17 protein-coding genes and 1 pseudogene are annotated in these 19897 nt (G+C 65.6%); 6 read left to right on the forward strand and 12 right to left on the reverse strand.

What is annotated here, in order from left to right:
- Window positions 1-285, reverse strand: a pseudogene (locus QZ709_RS13370) (phospholipase); the annotation flags it as partial.
- A gap of 29 nt (window positions 286-314) precedes the next feature.
- Window positions 315-2642 (reverse strand): Tex family protein, encoded by a 2328-nt coding sequence (locus QZ709_RS13375; RefSeq protein WP_294637837.1) that lies wholly within the window; start codon window positions 2640-2642, stop codon window positions 315-317.
- 244 nt (window positions 2643-2886) lie between these two features.
- Here QZ709_RS13375 and QZ709_RS13380 point away from each other — a divergent pair, with 244 nt between their 5' ends.
- Window positions 2887-3924: a quinone-dependent dihydroorotate dehydrogenase gene (locus QZ709_RS13380; protein ID WP_294637787.1), complete on the forward strand. Its 1038-nt coding sequence runs from the start codon at window positions 2887-2889 to the stop codon at window positions 3922-3924.
- Here the strand turns inward: QZ709_RS13380 and QZ709_RS13385 are convergent.
- Window positions 3911-5680, reverse strand: coding sequence for an HDOD domain-containing protein (locus QZ709_RS13385; RefSeq protein ID WP_294637788.1), 1770 nt, complete (start codon window positions 5678-5680; stop codon window positions 3911-3913). The genes QZ709_RS13380 and QZ709_RS13385 overlap by 14 nt on opposite strands.
- Before the next feature lie 287 nt (window positions 5681-5967).
- On the opposite strand from QZ709_RS13385, the gene trxA reads away from it, so the two are divergent.
- The 4 genes from trxA to QZ709_RS13405 all read left to right on the forward strand — a co-directional run bounded on the left by trxA (window position 5968) and on the right by QZ709_RS13405 (window position 10078).
- Entirely contained in the window at window positions 5968-6297 is a 330-nt protein-coding gene (gene trxA, locus QZ709_RS13390; RefSeq protein WP_294637789.1) for a thioredoxin TrxA, read from the forward strand.
- A 274-nt stretch (window positions 6298-6571) separates the two neighbouring features.
- Window positions 6572-7837: a transcription termination factor Rho gene (gene rho, locus QZ709_RS13395; protein WP_294637790.1), complete on the forward strand. Its 1266-nt coding sequence runs from the start codon at window positions 6572-6574 to the stop codon at window positions 7835-7837.
- Between the two features lie 161 nt (window positions 7838-7998).
- Complete coding sequence (locus QZ709_RS13400) at window positions 7999-8256, forward strand: type B 50S ribosomal protein L31 (RefSeq protein WP_294637791.1); 258 nt, start codon at window positions 7999-8001, stop codon at window positions 8254-8256.
- 124 nt (window positions 8257-8380) lie between these two features.
- Window positions 8381-10078 (forward strand): hypothetical protein, encoded by a 1698-nt coding sequence (locus QZ709_RS13405; protein ID WP_294637792.1) that lies wholly within the window; start codon window positions 8381-8383, stop codon window positions 10076-10078.
- A 48-nt stretch (window positions 10079-10126) separates the two neighbouring features.
- Here the strand turns inward: QZ709_RS13405 and phoR are convergent, their stop codons facing one another.
- From phoR to pstS, 7 genes are all read right to left on the reverse strand, one after another.
- The gene (phoR, locus tag QZ709_RS13410) at window positions 10127-11458 is read right to left on the reverse strand and encodes a phosphate regulon sensor histidine kinase PhoR (RefSeq protein WP_294637793.1); all 1332 of its coding nucleotides are present in this window, start codon (window positions 11456-11458) and stop codon (window positions 10127-10129) included.
- An 18-nt stretch (window positions 11459-11476) separates the two neighbouring features.
- Window positions 11477-12178 carry a phosphate regulon transcriptional regulator PhoB gene (gene phoB / locus QZ709_RS13415; protein WP_294637794.1) on the reverse strand — a complete coding sequence of 234 codons (702 nt, stop codon included), beginning with the start codon at window positions 12176-12178 and terminating at the stop codon, window positions 11477-11479.
- A gap of 17 nt (window positions 12179-12195) precedes the next feature.
- Window positions 12196-12903, reverse strand: a complete 708-nt coding sequence (gene phoU / locus QZ709_RS13420; RefSeq protein ID WP_294637795.1) for a phosphate signaling complex protein PhoU — start codon at window positions 12901-12903, stop codon at window positions 12196-12198.
- A 39-nt stretch (window positions 12904-12942) separates the two neighbouring features.
- Window positions 12943-13722, reverse strand: a complete 780-nt coding sequence (gene pstB, locus QZ709_RS13425; protein ID WP_294637796.1) for a phosphate ABC transporter ATP-binding protein PstB — start codon at window positions 13720-13722, stop codon at window positions 12943-12945.
- Window positions 13723-13756: 34 nt separating this feature from the next.
- Window positions 13757-14614: a phosphate ABC transporter permease PstA gene (gene pstA / locus QZ709_RS13430; RefSeq protein ID WP_294637798.1), complete on the reverse strand. Its 858-nt coding sequence runs from the start codon at window positions 14612-14614 to the stop codon at window positions 13757-13759.
- Window positions 14611-15570 (reverse strand): phosphate ABC transporter permease PstC, encoded by a 960-nt coding sequence (pstC, locus tag QZ709_RS13435; protein ID WP_294637838.1) that lies wholly within the window; start codon window positions 15568-15570, stop codon window positions 14611-14613. Before pstC ends, pstA begins: the two co-directional genes overlap by 4 nt.
- Before the next feature lie 185 nt (window positions 15571-15755).
- Window positions 15756-16778: a phosphate ABC transporter substrate-binding protein PstS gene (pstS, locus tag QZ709_RS13440; protein WP_294637839.1), complete on the reverse strand. Its 1023-nt coding sequence runs from the start codon at window positions 16776-16778 to the stop codon at window positions 15756-15758.
- 248 nt (window positions 16779-17026) lie between these two features.
- Between pstS and QZ709_RS13445 the strand changes: the two genes are divergently transcribed.
- Complete coding sequence (locus tag QZ709_RS13445) at window positions 17027-17539, forward strand: fasciclin domain-containing protein (protein WP_294637799.1); 513 nt, start codon at window positions 17027-17029, stop codon at window positions 17537-17539.
- Between the two features lie 95 nt (window positions 17540-17634).
- Here QZ709_RS13445 and glmM read toward each other — a convergent pair whose 3' ends face one another.
- Complete coding sequence (gene glmM, locus QZ709_RS13450) at window positions 17635-18966, reverse strand: phosphoglucosamine mutase (protein WP_294637800.1); 1332 nt, start codon at window positions 18964-18966, stop codon at window positions 17635-17637.
- Between the two features lie 25 nt (window positions 18967-18991).
- A complete protein-coding gene (gene folP, locus QZ709_RS13455; protein ID WP_294637802.1) occupies window positions 18992-19879 on the reverse strand; it encodes a dihydropteroate synthase in 888 nt (295 codons plus the stop codon).
- Window positions 19880-19897: the final 18 nt, after the last annotated feature.

The following is a 19897-nucleotide window of genomic DNA, read 5'->3' on the forward strand; positions in this document are numbered from 1 at the left end:
CTGCAGGATGTAGGCCTCGGCCAGATCCAGAAAGGCGCGGTCCACCTCCGGCATGGCTGCGGCCGCCATGCGCCATGCACCAATGGACGCCCCCACCAGGTGAAGTGCGTCCGGCGCGTCGTCGCTCAGCCACTCGCCGAACAGCTGCCGGTCGAGGTGATGCAGGATCAGGCCCTTGGGGCCGCCGGCCGCCCCCGGCACCAGACGGATGTCCCCGGGCCGCAGCCCCTGGGATGTCAGGTGGGCAAGGGCCTTCGGGCCGGCGTGGATCGACAATGCAGACATGCTGCAAGGATAGCGGCGTGCCGTGCCGCTCAGCGCTTGGTCTGCAGCTTGGCGAAGGCGGCCGCCATGGCCGACTGCCCTGCGGGCTGAGATGCGCCGCGCTGCCCGGCCTGACGCTCGTTGCGCGCAGCCGGCCGGAAGCCGTTGTCTCGCCCTGCCCCGCCGCCGGCCTTCGGCCCCGTGGCCGCATCCAGCTTCATCGTCAGCGAGATCCGGTTGCGCGGCAGGTCGACCTCCAGCACCTTGACCTTGACGATGTCGCCGGTCTTGACCACTTCGCGGGCGTCGGTGACGAACTTGTTCGACAGCTGGCTGACGTGCACCAGGCCGTCCTGATGCACCCCGAGATCGACGAAGGCGCCGAACTGGGCCACGTTGCTCACCGTGCCCTCCAACACCATGCCTTCCTTCAGGTCCTTGATGTCTTCCACGCCGTCATTGAATCGCGCCACCTTGAAGTCGGGGCGAGGATCGCGGCCCGGCTTCTCCAGTTCACCAAGGATGTCCTTGACCGTGATCACGCCGAACTTCTCGTCGGCGAACAGGTCGGGCTTGAGCGCCCGCAGCACGTCGCTCTTGCCGATCAGGTCGGTGATGGCCTTGCCCGTGTGCGCCAGCATCTTCTCGACCACCGGGTAGGTCTCGGGGTGCACGCCCGAGATGTCCAGCGGGTTGTCGCCATCGCGGATGCGCAGGAAGCCCGCGGCCTGCTCGAACGTCTTGGCGCCCAGCCCCGCCACATCCAGCAACTGCTTGCGGTTGCGGAATGCGCCATTGGCATCGCGCCAGCGCACGATGCTGTTGGCCACCGCGGTACTCAGCCCGGACACCCGCGCCAGCAGCGGCGCCGAGGCCGTGTTGAGGTCCACGCCCACACCGTTCACGCAGTCCTCCACCACGGCGTCCAGCGTGCGCGCCAGCTCGCTCTGGTTCACATCGTGCTGGTACTGGCCCACACCGATGCTCTTCGGATCGATCTTCACCAACTCCGCCAGCGGGTCCTGCAGGCGGCGCGCAATCGACACGGCGCCGCGCAGGCTCACGTCCAGATCCGGCAGCTCCTTGCTCGCGAACTCGGAGGCCGAGTACACCGACGCACCGGCTTCGCTGACGACCACCTTCTCGATCGCGGTGCCGGGCGCCATCTGCTGGATGCGCTTGATGAGGTCGCCCGCCAGCTTGTCGGTCTCGCGGCTGGCCGTGCCGTTGCCGATGGCAATCAGGTTCACGCCGTGCGTCGCGCACAGCCGGCCCAGCGTGTGGATCGATCCTTCCCAGTCGCGCTTGGGCTCGTGGGGGTAGACGGTGGCCGTGTCCAGCACCTTGCCGGTGTCGCTCACCACCGCCACCTTCACCCCGGTGCGGATGCCCGGGTCCAGGCCCATCACCACGCGCTTGCCCGCGGGCGCGGCCAGCAGCAGGTCCCGCAGGTTCTCGGCGAACACCTTGATGGCTGTGGCTTCGGCCTGCTCGCGCAGGCGGGCGAACAGGTCGCGCTCCAGGCTCAGGCTCAGCTTGACCTTCCACGTCCAGGCGATGCACTTGCGAATCAGGTCGTCACCCGGTCGCTTGCTGTGGCTCCAGCCCAGGTGAATGGCGATGCGCCCTTCGGCCATGGTGGGCTTGCCGGGCACCACCTCCTCGTCCACGACCAGCTTGGCGTCCAGGATCTCTTGCGTGCGGCCGCGGAACACGGCCAGCGCGCGGTGCGAAGGCACCGTGCGGATCGGCTCGTCGTAGTCGAAGTAATCGCGGAACTTGGCCACATCCGGGTTGTGCTCGTCCTTGCCGTCCATCAGCTTGGACTTGAACAGGCCCTCCGCCCACAGCCAGTCACGCATCTTGCCGATCAGCGTGGCGTCCTCGGCCCAGCGCTCCGACAGGATGTCGCGCACCCCGTCCAGCACCGCGAAGGCGTCGGCAAAGCCGGCTTCCGCATTGACGAAGGCCTGCGCCTCGGCGTGCGGGTCCAGCGTCGGGTCGGCGAACAGCTTGTCGGCCAGCGGCTCGATGCCCGCCTCGCGGGCGATCATGCCCTTGGTGCGGCGCTTGGGCTTGTAAGGCAGGTACAGGTCTTCCAGCTCCTGCTTGGTGGGCACGGCTTCGATGGCAGCACGCAGCTCGGGTGTCAGCTTGCCCTGCTCCTCGATGCTCTTGAGCACGGCTGCGCGGCGGTCTTCCAGCTCGCGCAGATAGGACAGCCGGGCCTCGAGCTCACGCAGTTGCGTGTCATCCAGGCCATCGGTGGCTTCCTTGCGGTAACGGGCGATGAAGGGCACGGTGGCGCCCCCATCCAGCAGTTCGACGGCGGCATTGACCTGGGCAGGCCGAACCTTCAGTTCGGCCGCCAGTTGCATCAGGATCTTGTCCAAGCGGGCACCCTGCAAAAAGAGAATCTGAGAAACGGTCGGAAACCACGTGCCGCACGCCCTGCAGGGCCCCCGGCCCCGCCGCGCCATGCCGCACGATCAAGGCGGCGCAGTTTGCCACAGCGATGGCAGGCCGCCCTCCACCACGGGGCGGCCCGCGGATCGGGGACAATACACGCCGCGCGGCACACCGGTGCTGCGCCGCATCGCCGACCAACCCGTTTCACGCCACATGGCCCTGATTCCCTACTTCCTGCCCAAGTCCGTTCTGTTCTCGATGGACCCGGAGGCCGCGCACGACCTCACCATCGGCGCCCTCGCCCGCTTCCAGAACTCGCCTCTGGCCTGCCTCTGGGGCTCGCGCCGGGTCGAGGACCCCGTGGAAGTCGCGGGCCTGCGCTTTCCCAATCGGATCGGCATGGCCGCCGGGCTGGACAAGAACGGCCGCGTCATCGACGGCCTGGGGGCCATGGGTTTCGGTTTCGTGGAAGTGGGCACCGTCACGCCCAAGCCGCAACCGGGCAACCCCAAGCCGCGCATGTTCCGCCTGCCCCAGGCTGACGCACTGATCAACCGACTGGGCTTCAACAACGAAGGGCTCGACGCCTTCCTGTCCAACGTCCGGCAGGCGCGCTTCCGGCAGAACGGCGGCATCCTGGGGCTGAACATCGGCAAGAACGCCGCCACCCCGATCGAGCATGCGGTAGACGACTACCTGATCGGCCTGGAAGGTGTCTTCCCCCATGCCGACTACATCACCGTCAACATCTCCAGCCCCAACACCAAGAACCTGCGCGCGTTGCAGAGCGACGAGGCGCTGGATGCCCTGCTCGGCCAGCTCCAGGAGCGCCGCCAGCAGCTGATCACCCGCCACGGGCGGACGGTGCCGATGTTCGTGAAGATTGCGCCCGATCTGGATGAAACCCAGGTCGGCGTGATCGCGGCCACCTTGCAGAAGAACGGGATCGACGGTGTCATCGCCACGAACACCACCATCTCGCGGGACGCGGTCAAGGGCCTGCCCCACGCCGAAGAAACCGGCGGCCTCAGCGGGGCCCCGGTGCTCGAGGCCAGCAACCAGGTGATCCGCCAGCTGCGTGCGGCACTCGGCCCGCGCTACCCCATCATCGGTGTGGGCGGCGTGATGTCTGCTGCCGATGCCCGTGCCAAGCGCGATGCCGGCGCGGACCTGGTCCAGATCTACACCGGTCTGATCTACAAGGGCCCGCAGCTTGTGGAAGACTGCGCCCGCGCCCTCAAGCTGGGCTGATCGGGTCAGCGGCACGCAAGCCGCTGTCGACAAGGTGCTGCGCCCGCTCCGCCACGAACTGACACTCCTTGATCGTGACGTCCAGAGCACGGGCGTAGCGTGTGGCCGCCTGATGCATCAACGCCGCACCGCGTGGCCCTGCAGCGGCCTGCGCATCGGCGAGCTCGTTGGCCAGGCTGGCCACGGCGCGAAGCGACTCTTCTGCGCTCGCGGGGCGCCGCACGCCAGTCTTGGCACCCAGAGGGCGCGCTGCCTGCACGATGCGCTCGCTCAACCCCCAGTGCTTCAATACCGCTGCAGTAAGCTCATCCAGGTTGATGCCCAGCACCGCGCTGGCAGCGGCTTCCTGCGTCATCCCGGGCGTCGGGCTGCCTCCGGGCTCCGCGGGCGGCGCGGGCTGCATCAGCCGGCCGATCTGAATGCCTTCATCCGGAAAGTGATAGAGCACCAGCAGCCACCCCAACCTCTGTGAACATGCGGCCACATAGGCCTCCTCGTCGCTCACGTTGAAGTTGAACGGAATGAGCAGGCGCGCCATGTGCCCCGCCAGGCTGGCTTGCCTCAATGCTCGCTTGAGCGCCACCGTGGCCCCGTCCGGCTCGGACTGCTCCTGTCGCGCCTGCAAGGCGCCAGGCCAGGCACGCACCATACCCCCGACGCGCCGCAGCCCATCCTGTCCGAGCAGCACGATCGCCCGTGACAGGGTTCCCACCGCCTCGTCTTCGGCGCGCTTCCGGTAGGCAGCAAGGTTCACCGCACGCAACAGCTCCCACGCCAGAGCTGGGTTGCGGGCCACCACGTCCACCAGGTCATCGACCCGGAGACCCTCCATGCTGCCCAGTGCCTGCTGCAGGCTGCGGTCCGTGCCCGGGCGCGATGGCAGGCTCCCGACTGCGTCCAGCCGGTCAAGCAGCAGGGCCAGCGGGCCGCCGGTGTCCTGGGCATTGGTCTTCAGCCAGCCTTGTAGCGCACTCAGCAGCGTGCGCGCATTCAGATACCGTTGCCGTTGCTGGCGATCCGTCGCGCGGTTCACGATCGCGCGCAAGGTCTCGGGCACGGGGCTGGGCGTCGTCCAGGGCAGCCTGACGATCTCCAGCCCGATACGGCCCGCCGCACTGCCCAAGTCGGGATCATCGAGGGCGGGATGCCCGGCGAGCACGCGGTGCATCAGCAGCCCGCACATGAGGATGTCACGCTCAGCGGCCGCGCGCACCTCGTTGCGGCTCCAGGCCGGCTTGGCCTGCGCACCGCCGGGTGTGGCCGCCAGCCCCACTGAAAATCCAAACAGCCGAGCGTGCCCCGATGAGTCGATCAGCACGTTGTGCAGGCCGATGTCGAAGTGGGCCACCCCGGCCTCGTGCGCATAGGCCAGGCCTTCGACGATGTCGGCCATCCAGCCGGCGACCTCCAGCACACCCGGTGCTCCGCCGCCCTGCAGGCGCTCGGCCAACGTGACACTGCCGTGGGGGCGGACACATGCCACGAAGGGCCAGCCATCATGGGCGCCCACCTCGGTGACCTCCGACAGCCGCGGATGCTTGAGGCGCGCGGCAACCAGGGCGTCCTGCGTCCAGGCGTCACGCTCGGTTGCCGTGGCAGGGCGGGCCCTGGGCACACACAGCAGCATGGTCTCGTCCACCCGCGGATCGCGCGCCAGCCAGGTGCTCGAAGCCATGCTCCGCCCCAGCATCTGGTGCAGCTCGAAGCGGCCAAACTGGCGAGGCGCCGTCTGGGCAGGGGGCTGGGCAAGGGCCATGGCAGGAGGCAAAGCTGAAGGTCCTATGGCAACAATCCGACAGGGTCATGCCATTGCACACCAGGTCGATACACCTTGAAACCGCCATGAGCCACATGTTCGCGGCCTTATTTCACGACAGCAGGCACGAATCGGTCGGGTGCGCGCGGGCTTTGGCTATCACCCTCATTGAATAAGGTGAGGCCGAGCGGGTCAGGCAGTGTGCAGGTTCTGTGTCAGAATTGTTCCACTCCAGTCGTGAGGGGCATGCTTTTTTTGCCCGACACGGCGCCCCGAGGATCCTCCCCATGAGCAGCGACCTGATCAAACATATTACCGACGCCTCCTTTGACGCCGACGTCCTGCAATCCGCCCAGCCCGTGCTGGTGGATTACTGGGCCGAATGGTGCGGCCCTTGCAAGATGATTGCCCCGATTCTTGATGAAGTGGCCAAGGACTACAACGGTCGCCTCAACGTGGCGAAGATGAACGTGGACCAGAACCGGGAAGTCCCGGCCAAGTTCGGTATCCGCGGCATTCCGACGCTGATGATCTTCAAGGGCGGTCAATTGGCTGCTACGAAGGTTGGCGCCCTCTCGAAGGCGCAACTGACCGCCTTCATCGACCAGCATCTGTGATTCACGGACGGTTTTCGTCCCTATAATGCGGACACCGCTCGGGCATCCGGGTGGTGTGCGTCGCGCCAGCGCAGCAGCTCTGGCAGGCACGTTGGTCCGGTCGCGCACCCATGATCCGGCTGCACGACGTCAGGCACGTTGCCACGACAAACATCCTGTCGACCAGCCAGCCCCCACGGGCTGATGTCATTCCCAATCCTTCTGTCTTGCCTGCCCGCCCGCTGATGGGCTGTGGTCTGCTCAGGCATACACAGGATCGTTCAGGGTTCCATCCATGCACCTGTCCGAATTGAAGGCCTTGCACATCTCCAAACTCGTGGAGATGGCCGAAGCCCTCGAAATCGAGAACGTCTCCCGCATGCGCAAGCAGGAGTTGATGTTCGCCATCATGAAGAAGCGCGCCAAAGCCGGCGAGCAGGTCTTCGGCGATGGCGTGCTCGAAGTGCTGCCAGACGGCTTCGGCTTCCTGCGCTCGCTCGACACCAGCTTCCTGGCCAGCACCGACGACATCTACCTGTCGCCCAGTCAGGTGCGCCGCTTCAACCTGCACACCGGCGACATGATCGAAGGTGAAGTGCGCGTGCCCAAGGACGGCGAGCGCTACTTCGCCCTGGTCAAGGTCGACACGGTCAACGGGCTGCCGGCCGAGGTCAACAAGAACAAGATCATGTTCGAGAACATGACACCGCTCTTCCCCGAAGAGCAGTTCAAGCTCGAGCGTGAAAACGTCAAGGGTGACGACAACGTCACCAGCCGCATCATCGATCTGATCGCCCCGATCGGCAAAGGCCAGCGCGCCCTGCTCGTCGCCCCGCCCAAGAGCGGCAAGACGGTGATGATGAAAAACCTGGCACACGCCCTCGTGGCCAACCACCCGGATGTGCACCTGATCGTGCTGCTGGTCGACGAGCGCCCGGAAGAAGTGACCGAAATGCAGCGCACCGTGCGCGGCGAGGTCATCAGCTCCACCTTCGACGAACCGGCCCAGCGCCACGTGCAGGTTGCCGAAATGGTGATCGAGCGCGCCAAGCGCCTGGTCGAGATGAAGAAGGACGTGGTGATCCTGCTTGACTCGATCACCCGCCTGGCCCGCGCCTACAACAACGTGCTGCCCAGCTCCGGCAAGGTGCTGACCGGTGGCGTGGACGCCAACGCCCTGCAACGCCCCAAGCGCTTCTTTGGTGCCGCCCGCAACGTCGAGGAAGGCGGCTCTCTGACCATCATCGGCACGGCCCTGGTCGACACCGGCAGCCGCATGGACGAGGTGATCTACGAAGAGTTCAAGGGCACCGGCAACTGCGAAATCCATCTGGATCGCCGCATGGCTGAAAAGCGCGTCTACCCGTCGATCCTGATCAACAAGTCCGGCACCCGTCGCGAAGAGCTCCTGCTGAAGGCCGAGATCCTGCAGAAGAGCTGGATTCTGCGCAAGCTGCTCTACCCGATGGACGAGATCGAGGCGATGGAGTTCGTGCTCGACAAGATGCGGTCCACCAAGAACAACCACGACTTCTTCGACATGATGCGTCGTGGCGGTTGAGCGCACTGGCGCTCGGACCGCGGGCCCAGGGCATCCTGGGCCCCTGAGCGCAGCGACATGACGCTGCGCCGTGCTACAATCTGAGGTTTTCCGGCTGTCGGAAAGTGCCAGGCGTGGTGCCTGGTGGCTCCCGATGATGCAAACAGCAAGAGGTTTTTGACATGCCCAAGCAAGGTATCCACCCCAACTACCGTGACGTCGTCTTCCTGGACCAGTCCAACGGTTTCAAGTTCGTGACCCGTTCGTGCGCTCCTACCAAGGAAACCACCACCTGGGAAGACGGCCGCGAGCTGCCCCTGTTCAAGCTGGAAACCTCTTCTGAATCGCACGCTTTCTACACCGGCACCCAGAAGTCGGTGGATTCGCTGGGCGGCCGCGTCGAGAAGTTCCGCAACAAGTTTGCTCACCTCAAGAAGTGATCTTGTACTGGCTCAGCCTGGCATCGCCCGGCTTCAGGAGTCAAGCAAAGGGCAGCGCAGGCTGCCCTTTTTCATTACCGGCATACTGAGCGGCCTCCACCTCGCTCCCACCGCCTGATACCGCATGCACGCCCACTCGCAGGCCCCGACCATCTCACCAGCCCTCGTGACCCAGAAGGCCGTACGCCGACTGCCGCGCTGGGCTTTGTGGCTCTTCTGCGCGGCCTACGTGATCCCTGGCCTGCTGGGTCGGGATCCGTGGAAGAACGAAGACATCGCGTCCTTCGGGCATATGTGGAGCCTGGCGCTCGGCCAGTCCTCCTGGCTGCATCCGAGTGTCGGCGGCGTGGTTCCGACGGGCGGCGGCATCCTGCCGTACTGGCTCGGCGGCGCCAGCATCTGGGCGCTGACACCCTGGGTCGATCCGGCCCTGGCCGCACGCATTCCCTTTGCCGCGCTGCTGGCACTGATTCTTGCCCTCACCTGGTACAGCACCTATCACCTGGCACGCACCGATGCCGCGCAACCCGTACCACTCGCCTTTGGTGGCGAGGCGGCGCCGCAGGACTACGCACGAGCCGTCGCCGACGGCGCGCTGCTGGCTCTGATCGCCAGCCTGGGTCTGCTGCAACTCGGGCACGAAACCACGCCGGAGCTGTTGCAACTCACAGGCAGCACTTTGTTCCTCTATGGCCTGGCTGCCGCAGAGCCGGCTCCAGTCAAGGCTCGCCTGGCGGCTGTTCTGGGCCTGTTGATCATGGCGCTCAGCGGCAGCCCGGCCGTGGCCGTGGTGCTGGGCATTCTGGGTGGCATCGTGGCGGCGCGGTCACGTTCACAGGCCATGCGCGCGCACCTGCCATGGGCCCTGGGCGCGGCCGTTGTGGCCGGCGCGCTGGCCACCCTGCTCACGTCCGTGGGCCTCTCGGGATGGTCGTGGCGAGTCAGCGAGAACCTGCGGGCCGCAGATGCGCTCCGCCTCGTTGTCTGGTTCACCTGGCCCACCTTGCCGTTGGCAGGGCTGACCTTGTGGCACTGGCGCCGCCAACTCCAGCGCCGGCACATCGCCGCACCGCTTCTCGTGACCCTGGCCGGTCTGGCCGCCTCGCTGGCCATGGGGGCGAATGAACGGGCCCTGCTGGCCGCCCTGCCCCCGCTGGCCGTGCTCGCTGCCTTCGCGCTGCCCATTCTGCAGCGTGGACTGGGCGCTGCCATCGACTGGTTCTCGGTGTGCTTCTTCACGCTGTGTGCCGGAGCGATCTGGGTGATCTACATGGCGATGCACACCGGCAAGCCTGTCAAGGTAGCGGCCAATGTGGCCAAGCTGGTTCCCGGGTACGAAGCCCTGTTCTCGTGGGTCGCGCTGGTGCCGGCGGTGGCCGCCACGGTGCTGTGGCTCGCCCTGGTGCGCTGGCGCACCGCCCGCCAGAGCCATGCACTGTGGAAGAGCCTGGTGTTGCCGGCGGGCGGCGTCGCCCTGTGCTGGCTGCTCTTCATGACCCTGTGGCTGCCCCTGCTCGACCAGGCTCGCAGCTACCGCCTGCTGCTCGAGCGGGTCTCCTCTTCCATTCCGGCAGGAGACTGCGTGTACGCGCCAGGCGCACCGGTCGCCCTGCTGACCGGACTGGAGTACTTTGGCGGCTACAGCGTAGATGGCGTGGCGCGAGGCCTCTTGCCCCGAGCCACCAACTGCCCCACTCTGCTCATCCGGCTCGGCGGACGTGCACAGGCGCGAGAGCTGCCCGGTTGGACGCTGGTGGCACGCTTCAACCAGCGTACGCGCAACTCCGAGCAGATCGTCGTCTACCGCAAGTCGTCGAGCTGAGCGGCATCAGGCCGGTTCAGGCAAGGGCCCGTGAGCCAGCCTGACGGCTCACAGCACCCGAATGCGCGCAGCCGGTATGGCTATCGTGAAGGTCGACCCCTTCCCGGCTTCGCTGGTGATCCGCAGCTCGCCACCGTGGCGCTGCACCACGTGCTTGACGATCGAGAGACCCAGTCCCGTGCCGCCCGTCTCCCGGCTGCGACTGCCGTCCACGCGGTAAAAGCGTTCGGTGAGCCGGGGAATGTGCTCGGACGCGATCCCGATGCCGCTGTCTCGCACGCTGAACTCCGCCCCGCCTTCCTCCGTCACCCGCCAGCTCACCCCGATCTCCCCTCCATCCGGGGTGTAGCGGATGGCGTTGCTGACAAGGTTGCTCATGGCGCTCAGCCATTCGCGCTCCACACCTGCGAGCTCGCACACGCGCTCTCCCGTATCGACCTCGAAGCGCAAGGTGTGCCGCTCTCTCGACAGCCCCGCGGCATCGGTCTCGATGCGGCGGAGCAACTCGTCCACCCGGGTCCAGCGATCGGATGCCGGGCGAGGGCTTCCTTCGATCTGCGCAAGGGTCAGCAGGTCGGCAACCAGGCTCTGCATGCGCTCGGCCTGCTGCATCATCAGATCCACCACTCGCTTGCGCTCGACCTCCGTGAGCGGCAGGCTGGCCAGTGTTTCAATGAAGCCGGACAGCACGGTCAACGGCGTGCGGATCTCGTGGGACACATTGGCCACGAAGTCGCGTCGCATCGTTTCGGCGCGCTCACGCTCGGTGATGTCCTGGGACAGCACCAGTTTCAGCCCCTCGCCATAGCTGCGAATGTGGACGAGCAGGAACCCTTGTCCTCCGCGCGGTGTGGGGCATTTGACAGCGTCACGGTAGTCGCCCTGTGCCAGGTACTGCACGAAGGCTGGCTGCCGGATCAGATTGGTCACCCGCTGCTGCAGGTCGCGCTGTGGATGGAGCCCGAAGTGGTCGGCCGCACTCGGGCTGATCCAGCTGATGTGCTCGGTGGCGTCCAGCAGCATCACGCCGTTCGGTGAGGCCTCGATCGCGGAGAGAAACTGCGCGAGCCTGGCGCGCTCTTCGGCAATCTGCTTGTCCTTGAGGTAAACCACGCGCTGTATGCGGTGCGCCACCTCGCCCCACAGCCCGGGCAGTTCAGGTGGAACTGCCTCGGGTGTGCGCAACCAGTCGAGCACGGCATGCCCTTTGAGGGTGTCGAGCACCGAGATCGTCAACACGGCAATGGCCGCACCGACCAGCCCGAGCGCGACGGGGTGCTCGACGAGATGTCCGGCCCACCACCCCAGCAGCCCCCCGGCTGCGGCTGTCAGCAAGCGCGCCCCGATGCGCGACCAGAGCCACGAATTACTGGTATCCACGATGATGGGTCAGCTCACTCAGGCCGCGTCGGCAGCCACTTGCTGGGTCAGTCGGTAGCCCGCGCCGCGCACGGTCTCGATCAACTGCGAGCGCTGCACGGGCGCCAGGGCTTCACGCAGGCGCTTCACGTGCACGTCCACCGTGCGTTCCTCGATGAACACGTGATCGCCCCACACGCGGTCGAGCAACTGAGCGCGGCTGTGCACGCGCTCGGGATGCGTCATGAAAAAGTGCAGGAGCTTGAACTCGGTCGGTCCGATCTTGACCTCCTGCTCACCGCGCTGCACGCGCCGCGTGGCGGGATCAAGCCGCAGGCCGGCGATCTCCACGGCCGAATCCAGCGCTTGAGGAGCCTTGCGGCGCAACACGGCGCGAACCCGGGCCATCAGTTCATGCGTCGAAAACGGCTTGGTCAGGTAGTCGTCCGCGCCGGCATCCAGGCCAGCAACCTTGTCCACCTCTTCAGCCCGTGCGGTCAGCATGATGATGGGCAGCTCGCGCGTGCGCGCGGTCGAACGCCAGCGCTTGGCCAGCGTCAGACCGGATTGCCCTGGCAGCATCCAGTCGAGCAGCACCAGATCCGGCAGCACCTTGTCGATCTGGACCTGCGCTTCATCGCCATCGGCCGCCAACGTCACCTCGAAACCCGCATGCCGCAGGTTCAGTGCAATCAGTTCGGCAATCGCGGTTTCGTCTTCCACCACCAGCACACGGCTCATGGTTTCGCTCCTGACTCTTATTTGATGATGTTGGCAACCGCCTCGGGCGTGTTGTGACGCACGTCGGTGCCCTTGACGATGTAGATCACCTGTTCAGCCAGGTTCTTGGCGTGATCGCCCACGCGCTCGATGGCCTTGGCCACGAACACGAGGTCGATCGAGGCGGAGATCGTGCGCGGGTCTTCCATCATGTAGGTGATGAGCTTGCGCATCAGGCCGTCGAATTCGGCGTCGATCTCGTTGTCGCTCTTGATGACTTCGAGTGCGACCTGCGTGTCGAGGCGCGCAAAGGCATCCAGCGCGCGGCGCAGCGAGGCCGTGGCCAGCGAGGCCTCGAACGACACGTCGGCCACGGGCAGGCGCAGGCGGCTGGAGACGCCAGTGTTGATCAGGCGCTGCACCGTGCGGGCCACGCGGGCCGCCTCGTCGCCTACGCGCTCGAGGTTGCCAATGGTCTTGGAGATGGCAATCAGCAGACGCAGATCCCGGGCGGTCGGCTGCCGACGCGCAATGATGGTTGACAGGTCGGCATCGATGTCGAGTTCCATCTGGTTGACGCGCTCTTCCGCCTGCAGGACCTGGCTCGCGGTTTCACCGCTGAAGTGCGTCAGGGCGTAGATCGCCTGCGCCACCTGCGACTCCACCAGGCCACCCATTTCCAGAACGCGGGTCGAAATGCCGGAGAGCTCGACGTCGAACTGGCTCGAGAGGTGCTTTTCAGTCATGGGATGACTCCTTTTCTTCCTGTTGTTCGCGGGGCGTCATCAGCCAAAGCGGCCGGTGATGTAGTCCTCGGTTTCCGTGCGCTTGGGCTTCATGAAGATGTCGGTGGTGGCACCGAACTCGATCAATTCGCCCAGGTACATGTAGGCGGTGTAGTCCGAGCACCGAGCGGCCTGCTGCATGTTGTGCGTCACGATCAGCACGGTGTAGTCGTTCTTCAGTTCGTGGATCAGCTCTTCGATCTTGCCGGTCGAGATCGGGTCCAGCGCCGAGCAGGGCTCGTCCAGCAGCAGCACTTCCGGCTTGATCGCAATGCCACGTGCAATGCAAAGACGCTGTTGCTGACCGCCCGACAGGCCGGAACCGCTCTGGTTCAGCTTGTCCTTCACTTCGTTCCACAGCGCGGCCTTCTTCAGGGCCCACTCCACACGCTCGTCCATCTCGACGCGCGAGAGGTTCTCGAACAGCCGCACACCGAACGCGATGTTCTCGTAGATCGACATCGGGAACGGCGTCGGCTTCTGGAACACCATGCCGACGCGGGCGCGGATCAGCGAAACGTCTTCCTTGGTAGTCAGGATGTCCTGACCGTCGAGCAGGATCTGGCCTTCGGCGCGCTGTTCGGGATAGAGCTCGAACATGCGGTTGAAGGTGCGCAGCAGGGTCGATTTGCCGCAGCCCGAGGGGCCGATGAAGGCCGTCACCTTGTTCTCGGGCAGCTCCATGTTGACGTTCTTCAACGCATGGAACTTGCCGTAGAAGAAGTTGAGGTTGCGCACGGCCAGCTTGGCCTTCGCGCTGGTTTGAACCTTGGCATCCATGTGCAGGGTCTCCGGTATGCAGGGGCCGCGCCAATCAGCGCTGGCGGAACAGGGTACGGGCGATGATGTTGAGGGCCAACACACCGACGGTGATCAGGAACACGCCGGCCCAGGCCAGGTGCTGCCAGTTCTCGTAGGGGCTCATCGCGAACTTGAAGATCGTCACAGGCAGGCTGGCCATCGGCTGGCTCAGGTCGGACGACCAGAACTGGTTGGACAGCGCGGTGAACAGCAGCGGCGCGGTTTCGCCGGAGATGCGGGCCACGGCCAGCAGGATGCCGGTGACGACGCCGGCACGGGCCGACTTCAGCGTGATGGTGAGGATCAGGCGCCATTTGGGCGTGCCCAGGGCGTACGCGGCCTCGCGCAGGGCGTTGGGCACCAGCATCAGCATGTTCTCGGTGGTGCGGATCACCACCGGCACCACGATGAGCGCCAGGGCCAGCACACCGGCCCAGCCCGAGAAGGACTGATGGCGGGCCACGACGGCCGAGTAGATGAACAGGCCGATCACGATCGACGGCGCCGACAAAAGGATGTCGTTGATGAATCGGGTAGCGCTGCCCAGCCAGCCGCGCTGGCCGTACTCAGCCAGGTAGATGCCGGCCAGAATGCCAACCGGCGTGCCAATCAACGTGGCCAGGCCGACCATCATCAGCGAGCCCATGATCGCATTGGCCAAGCCCCCCGCCTCCTGCGGTGGCGGGGTCATTTCGGTAAAGGTGCTGAGCGCCAGACCACCCACGCCCAGCCGAACCGTTTCGACCAGGATCCAGATCAGCCAGACCAGGCCGAAGGCCATGGCAGCCAGCGACAGGGTCAGGGCCAGCATGTTGACCAGCTTGCGGCTGGCGTAGCGGCTGGCGCGCATGCGTTGCAGTTCGGCGGTCACGAACGGGCTCCTTCAGACTTCTTCAGACGGGCCAGCAGCACCTTCGAGAACGCAAGCACGACGAAGGTGATGAAGAACAGGATCAAGCCCAGATAGATCAACGAGGCCTGGTGAAGACCCTCGCCGGCCTCGGCGAACTCGTTGGCCAGGGCCGAGGTGATGCTGTTGGCGGCCTCGAAGACCGACAGCGAATTGAGCTGGTTCATGTTGCCGATCACGAAGGTCACGGCCATGGTCTCACCCAGCGCACGGCCGAGGCCCAGCATGATGCCGCCCACGACACCGGTCTTGGTGTAAGGCAGCACCACCTTCCAGACCACCTCCCAGGTGGTCGAACCCAGCCCGTAGGCCGACTCTTTCAGCAGCGGAGGAGTCACCTCGAACACATCCCGCATCACGGAAGCGATGAAGGGGATGATCATGATGGCGAGGATGATGCCGGCCGACAGGATACCGATGCCCACCGGCGGGCCCGAGAAAAACGCACCAAGATAAGGAATGCCTTCTGTCAGAGCCTGCAGCGGTTGCTGCACATAGGTGGACAGGATGGGCCCGAACACCAGCAGACCCCACATGCCGTAAACGATGGACGGCACGGCGGCCAACAACTCGACCGCAATGCCGAGCGGGCGCTTCAACCAGGAGGGCGAGAGTTCGGTCAGGAACATGGCGATCCCGAAACTCACCGGCACGGCGATCAGCAGCGCGATGGCCGAGGTCATCAGCGTGCCGTAGATCATGACCAGGCCGCCATACTGATTCTGGACGGGGTCCCATTCAGTGCGCCACAGGAAGCTGAGCCCGTACTCCTGGATGGCGGGCCATGCGCCCACGATCAACGAGGCGATGATGCCCAGCAACAGGGCCAGGGTCAGCACGGCTGCGGCACGCGCCAGCAGCGCAAACACGGTGTCGGCCCAAGGGGCGGACGGACGGCGGTCGGGAGGATTGGTCATCGGTCGGCGCTGGCTGCCTTGTCCGGGCGGGACCTTGGCAGCATCCAGTTCAGCAGGTAGGACGGCGGTCATCAAGGGCCTCCAGCGTAAGAAAACATCCGATCATCGGAACACAACAAGGCCGGACGCCTGCGCACAGGGTCCGGCTTTCTTCTTTCATGCACTCAGCGAGGGTCTGTCACCGCTCACTTGAACGAAACAGCCTTGCCCGAAGCGTCCTTGACATTGGCCCACTGCTTGCGCACCAGGTCCTTGACGTTCGCGGGCAGCGGCACGTACTCCAGGTCGGCAGCAGCCTTGTCGCCGTTGTTGTAAGCCCATTCGAAGAACTTCAGCGAGGCAGCGCCCTGCTCAGGCTTGTCCTGGGTCTTGTGCATCAGGATGAAAGTGGCCCCGGTCAGCGGCCACGCGTCCTTGCCGGGCTGCTCGGTCAGGATCTGATAGAAGGTCTTGCTCCAGTCGGCGCTGGCTGCAGCGGCCTTGAAGTTGGCGTCGTCGGGATTGACGAAGTTGCCAGCCGCGTTCTTCAGCTGGACGTGGGCCATCTTGTTCTGCTTGGCGTAGGCGTACTCGACATAGCCGATCGAGTTGGGCAGACGCTGCACGAAGGCCGACACGCCTTCGTTGCCCTTGCCGCCGGCACCCGTTGGCCAGTTGACGGCCGTGCCCTCACCCACCTTCGTCTTCCATTCCGCGTTCACCTTGGAAAGGTAGTTCGTGAAGATGAAGCTGGTACCCGAACCGTCGGCGCGGCGCACCGGCGCGATCGGCGCGTCAGGCAGGGGCACGCCCGGGTTCAGGGCGGCGATGGCGGGATCGTTCCACTTCTTGATATTGCCCAGGTAGATATCACCCAGCACCTGGCCGGTCATCTTCAGCTGGCCGGGCTGGATGCCCTTGACGTTGACCACCGGCACGACGCCGCCGATCACGGTCGGGAACTGCACCAGGCCGTCCTTGTTCAGCTCGTCATCCTTCAAGGGCATGTCCGACGCACCGAAGTCGACGGTCTTGGCCTTGATCTGCTTGATACCGGCGCCGGAACCCACCGACTGGTAGTTGATGCGCACATTGGTTGCCGCGTTGTAGGCCGAGGCCCACTTCGCATACAGCGGGGCCGGGAACGTGGCGCCAGCGCCGGTGACGTCCTGGGCCATGGCCGAAGCGGTGATCAGGGTCAGGGCCGCGGCAGTGGCGGTGCGGATCATCTTGAAGTTCATGAGGTACGCCTTTCAGGTCTGCGTGACTGCGAAAACTCGGTACGGCGCAATGTAGGCCGCCATTGTGACCGGTCTGTGACACGCAAGAAAGCTGTTGTCACAAACCGGCAGCGCCCGCTCCCGGCGCCTTTGTCAACCAGACGTCATATCGCTGTCACGCAACCGTCACGCACGATTTCTATCGTGTGCGCAGCCTGCTCCGATGTCACGGAGCTGTCTTTTTGTTCGGAGACACCATGATCCAACGTTCCATCTCGTCCATCGCCCTGGCCACCCTGACCCTGACCACCGCCCTGGCACTTGGCGGCTGCGCGACCCCGAGTTCGCCCTCGACCGTTGCCCAGGCAGCCACGCCTGCCGCGGCCGTGCGTCAGAACCCCGAGCTGAGTACGCTGAACCGCCTGGTTCAACAAGCAGGGCTGGAAGCTGCGCTGCAGGGTCCAGTGACCGTTTTTGCCCCCAATGACGAGGCCTTCAAGGCCGTGCCCGCCGCCACGCTGGACAAGCTGGCCAAGGACCCCGAGGCCCTGAAAGCCCTCCTGAACTACCACGTGGTGCCCAGCGTCCTGAAGTCGAAAGACATCACGGGTGGCGCCCAGCTGGTCACGGCCAACGGTGCAAAGGTGTCGGTGTCCAAGGCCGGCGATTTCGTCACGGTGGACGAGGCCCTGGTGATCGCAGCCGATCAACCGGCCGGCCAGGGTGTCGTCCACGTCATCGATCGCGTGCTGACCCCGCCCAAGAAGTGAGCCGTCGTGGCGGGCGCACGGCGCACCCGTCCACCATGACAAAGGGGCCTCTCACGAGGCCCCTTTGTCATTTCTGATGCCAACGCGTCTGCCCCTCAGGCCTTGACGGCGGCCGCCAGGGCCTCGGCGCAACTGCGGGACAACGCTGCGTCCTCTGCTTCAACCATGACGCGCAACAGCGGCTCCGTGCCCGAAGGACGGATGAGCACACGACCACGCCCGGCCAGCCGGGACTGCACCTCTTCCTGTGTCGCAGCCAGGGCCGCACTGTTACGCCAGTCCTGCCCAGCCTGAATGCGCACGTTGATCAGCGTCTGCGGAAACAGCGTGACGCCGGACAGCCACTCTGCCAGCGGCTTCCCCGACCGCACCACGGCCTGCAGCACCTGCAAGGCGCTGACGATGCCGTCGCCCGTCGTGTGCCGATCCAGCGCGATCAGGTGGCCGGAGCCCTCCCCACCCAGCTGCCAACCGCGGGACACCAGCTCTTCCAGCACGTAGCGATCGCCCACCTTGGCCCGCACGAACTCGATTCCTCGCGCCTGAAGTGCCAACTCGACAGCCATGTTGGTCATCAGGGTACCGACCGCGCCTTTGATCGCTTCGCCCTGAGCCATGCGATCGGCCACCATCACGTACAGCAATTCATCGCCGTTGTACAGGCGCCCCGTGGCATCCACCAACTGCAGCCGGTCGGCATCACCATCAAGGGCAATGCCGTAATCGGCCTGGTGGCCCCCCACCGCCTCGACCAGCGCCTGTGGGTGGGTGGCCCCCACACCGTCGTTGATGTTGAGTCCGTCCGGCGCGCAACCGATGCTCACCACCTCGGCACCCAGCTCATGGAACACCCGGGGCGCCACTTGGTAAGCCGCGCCGTGAGCGCCGTCCACGACCAGCTTCAATCCCTTCAAGGACAGGTTGGCCCCGAAGGTCGACTTGCAGAACTCGATGTAGCGCCCCCGCGCGTCCTCGATGCGACGGGCGCGCCCGAGGCCAAGAGAGTCCGTCCACCGGGGCGACTCTTCCAACGCGGCCTCGACCTGCAGTTCCCACTCATCGGGCAGCTTCTCGCCGCGCGCGGAAAAAAACTTGATGCCGTTATCACCGAAGGGGTTGTGGGAGGCACTGATGACCACCCCGAGATCCAGGCGCAGGGCACGGGTCAGGTAGGCCACCCCCGGTGTGGGCAGCGGGCCGGTCAGCAGCACATCCACCCCGGCAGACGCAAAACCGGCCTCCAGCGCTGATTCCAGCATGTAGCCCGAAATGCGCGTGTCCTTGCCGATCAGCACGGTCGGGCGCGTGCCCGACTGGCGCAACACCTGTCCGACGGCGTGCCCCAGACGGAGCACGAAGTCAGGAGTGATGGGCGACTGGCCCACGGTGCCGCGGATGCCGTCCGTGCCGAAATAGCGTCGTGTCATGGCGATGATGTCTGCTGTATGAAACTCAGGGTGCGGATTGTCGCTCCGTTTGCCCGTCGCCGCGCCCCGATCCGGTGCAGTCGGTCAGCAGGCCGGCCGCTCGCCACACCTTGAGTGCATCCACTGTCTCTGCCACATCGTGCACACGCACGATGGCTGCGCCCTTGTGCACGCTGGCCAGGGCGGCCGCCACGCTGGCCACGAGCCGCTCGCCCACGGGGCGACCGGTGACATGCCCCAGGGTGGACTTGCGCGACCATCCCACCAGGAGTGGCCAACCCAATTCCCGCAGCGCCGACTCGGCTTGCCACAGCGCCAGGTTGTGCTCGGGCGCCTTGCCGAAGCCATAGCCGGGATCCAGTGTGATGCGATCGTGGGCCACGCCCAGAGCGACCAACGCCCCGGCGCGTGCCGCCAGGACCCCCCGCACCTCGCTGAGGATGTCACCATACTGGGGCCGCTCCTGCATGGTCGCGGGCAAGCCCTGCATGTGCATCAGGCACACGCCACACCGACCGTGCGCTGCCACAAGGACTTCGGCACCGTCGTCCGTGAGCGCCTTGATGTCATTCACGATGTCCACGCCGAGATCCAGTGCGCGGCGCATGACCTCGGTCTTGCAGGTGTCGATGGACACCGGAACCCCGAGTGTCAGGGCCCCTTTCAACACCTCGGCCACGCGCGCCCACTCTTCTTCCACGGTCAGGGTGGGCGCGCCGGGGCGCGTGGACTCGCCGCCGATGTCGAGGATGTCGACCCCCTCGCGCACCAACCGCTCGCAGTGCGCCAGGCCGGACCGGGCATCCGCGTGCGCACCGCCGTCCGAGAACGAGTCGGGCGTCACGTTGACGATGCCCATCACCCTCGGTCGGGACAGATCGATCTGAAAACGGGTGGTCAACCAGACAGGCATGGCAGGCAAGGCGTGAGA

Origin of the sequence: uncultured Aquabacterium sp. (assembly GCF_913773725.1) — a bacterium.
GTDB lineage: Bacteria > Pseudomonadota > Gammaproteobacteria > Burkholderiales > Burkholderiaceae_C > Aquabacterium.

Coding starts and splice junctions, on each gene's coding strand:
- pstC (WP_294637838.1), bottom strand. CDS start 15,570: ATGACCAATCCTCCCGACCGCCGTCCGTCCGCCCCTTGGGCCGACACC.
- phoU (WP_294637795.1), bottom strand. CDS start 12,903: ATGACTGAAAAGCACCTCTCGAGCCAGTTCGACGTCGAGCTCTCCGGC.
- QZ709_RS13380 (WP_294637787.1), top strand. CDS start 2,887: ATGGCCCTGATTCCCTACTTCCTGCCCAAGTCCGTTCTGTTCTCGATG.
- QZ709_RS13375 (WP_294637837.1), bottom strand. CDS start 2,642: ATGCAACTGGCGGCCGAACTGAAGGTTCGGCCTGCCCAGGTCAATGCC.
- QZ709_RS13445 (WP_294637799.1), top strand. CDS start 17,027: ATGATCCAACGTTCCATCTCGTCCATCGCCCTGGCCACCCTGACCCTG.
- glmM (WP_294637800.1), bottom strand. CDS start 18,966: ATGACACGACGCTATTTCGGCACGGACGGCATCCGCGGCACCGTGGGC.
- trxA (WP_294637789.1), top strand. CDS start 5,968: ATGAGCAGCGACCTGATCAAACATATTACCGACGCCTCCTTTGACGCC.
- folP (WP_294637802.1), bottom strand. CDS start 19,879: ATGCCTGTCTGGTTGACCACCCGTTTTCAGATCGATCTGTCCCGACCG.
- rho (WP_294637790.1), top strand. CDS start 6,572: ATGCACCTGTCCGAATTGAAGGCCTTGCACATCTCCAAACTCGTGGAG.
- QZ709_RS13405 (WP_294637792.1), top strand. CDS start 8,381: ATGCACGCCCACTCGCAGGCCCCGACCATCTCACCAGCCCTCGTGACC.
- pstB (WP_294637796.1), bottom strand. CDS start 13,722: ATGGATGCCAAGGTTCAAACCAGCGCGAAGGCCAAGCTGGCCGTGCGC.
- phoB (WP_294637794.1), bottom strand. CDS start 12,178: ATGAGCCGTGTGCTGGTGGTGGAAGACGAAACCGCGATTGCCGAACTG.
- QZ709_RS13385 (WP_294637788.1), bottom strand. CDS start 5,680: ATGGCCCTTGCCCAGCCCCCTGCCCAGACGGCGCCTCGCCAGTTTGGC.
- pstS (WP_294637839.1), bottom strand. CDS start 16,778: ATGATCCGCACCGCCACTGCCGCGGCCCTGACCCTGATCACCGCTTCG.
- QZ709_RS13400 (WP_294637791.1), top strand. CDS start 7,999: ATGCCCAAGCAAGGTATCCACCCCAACTACCGTGACGTCGTCTTCCTG.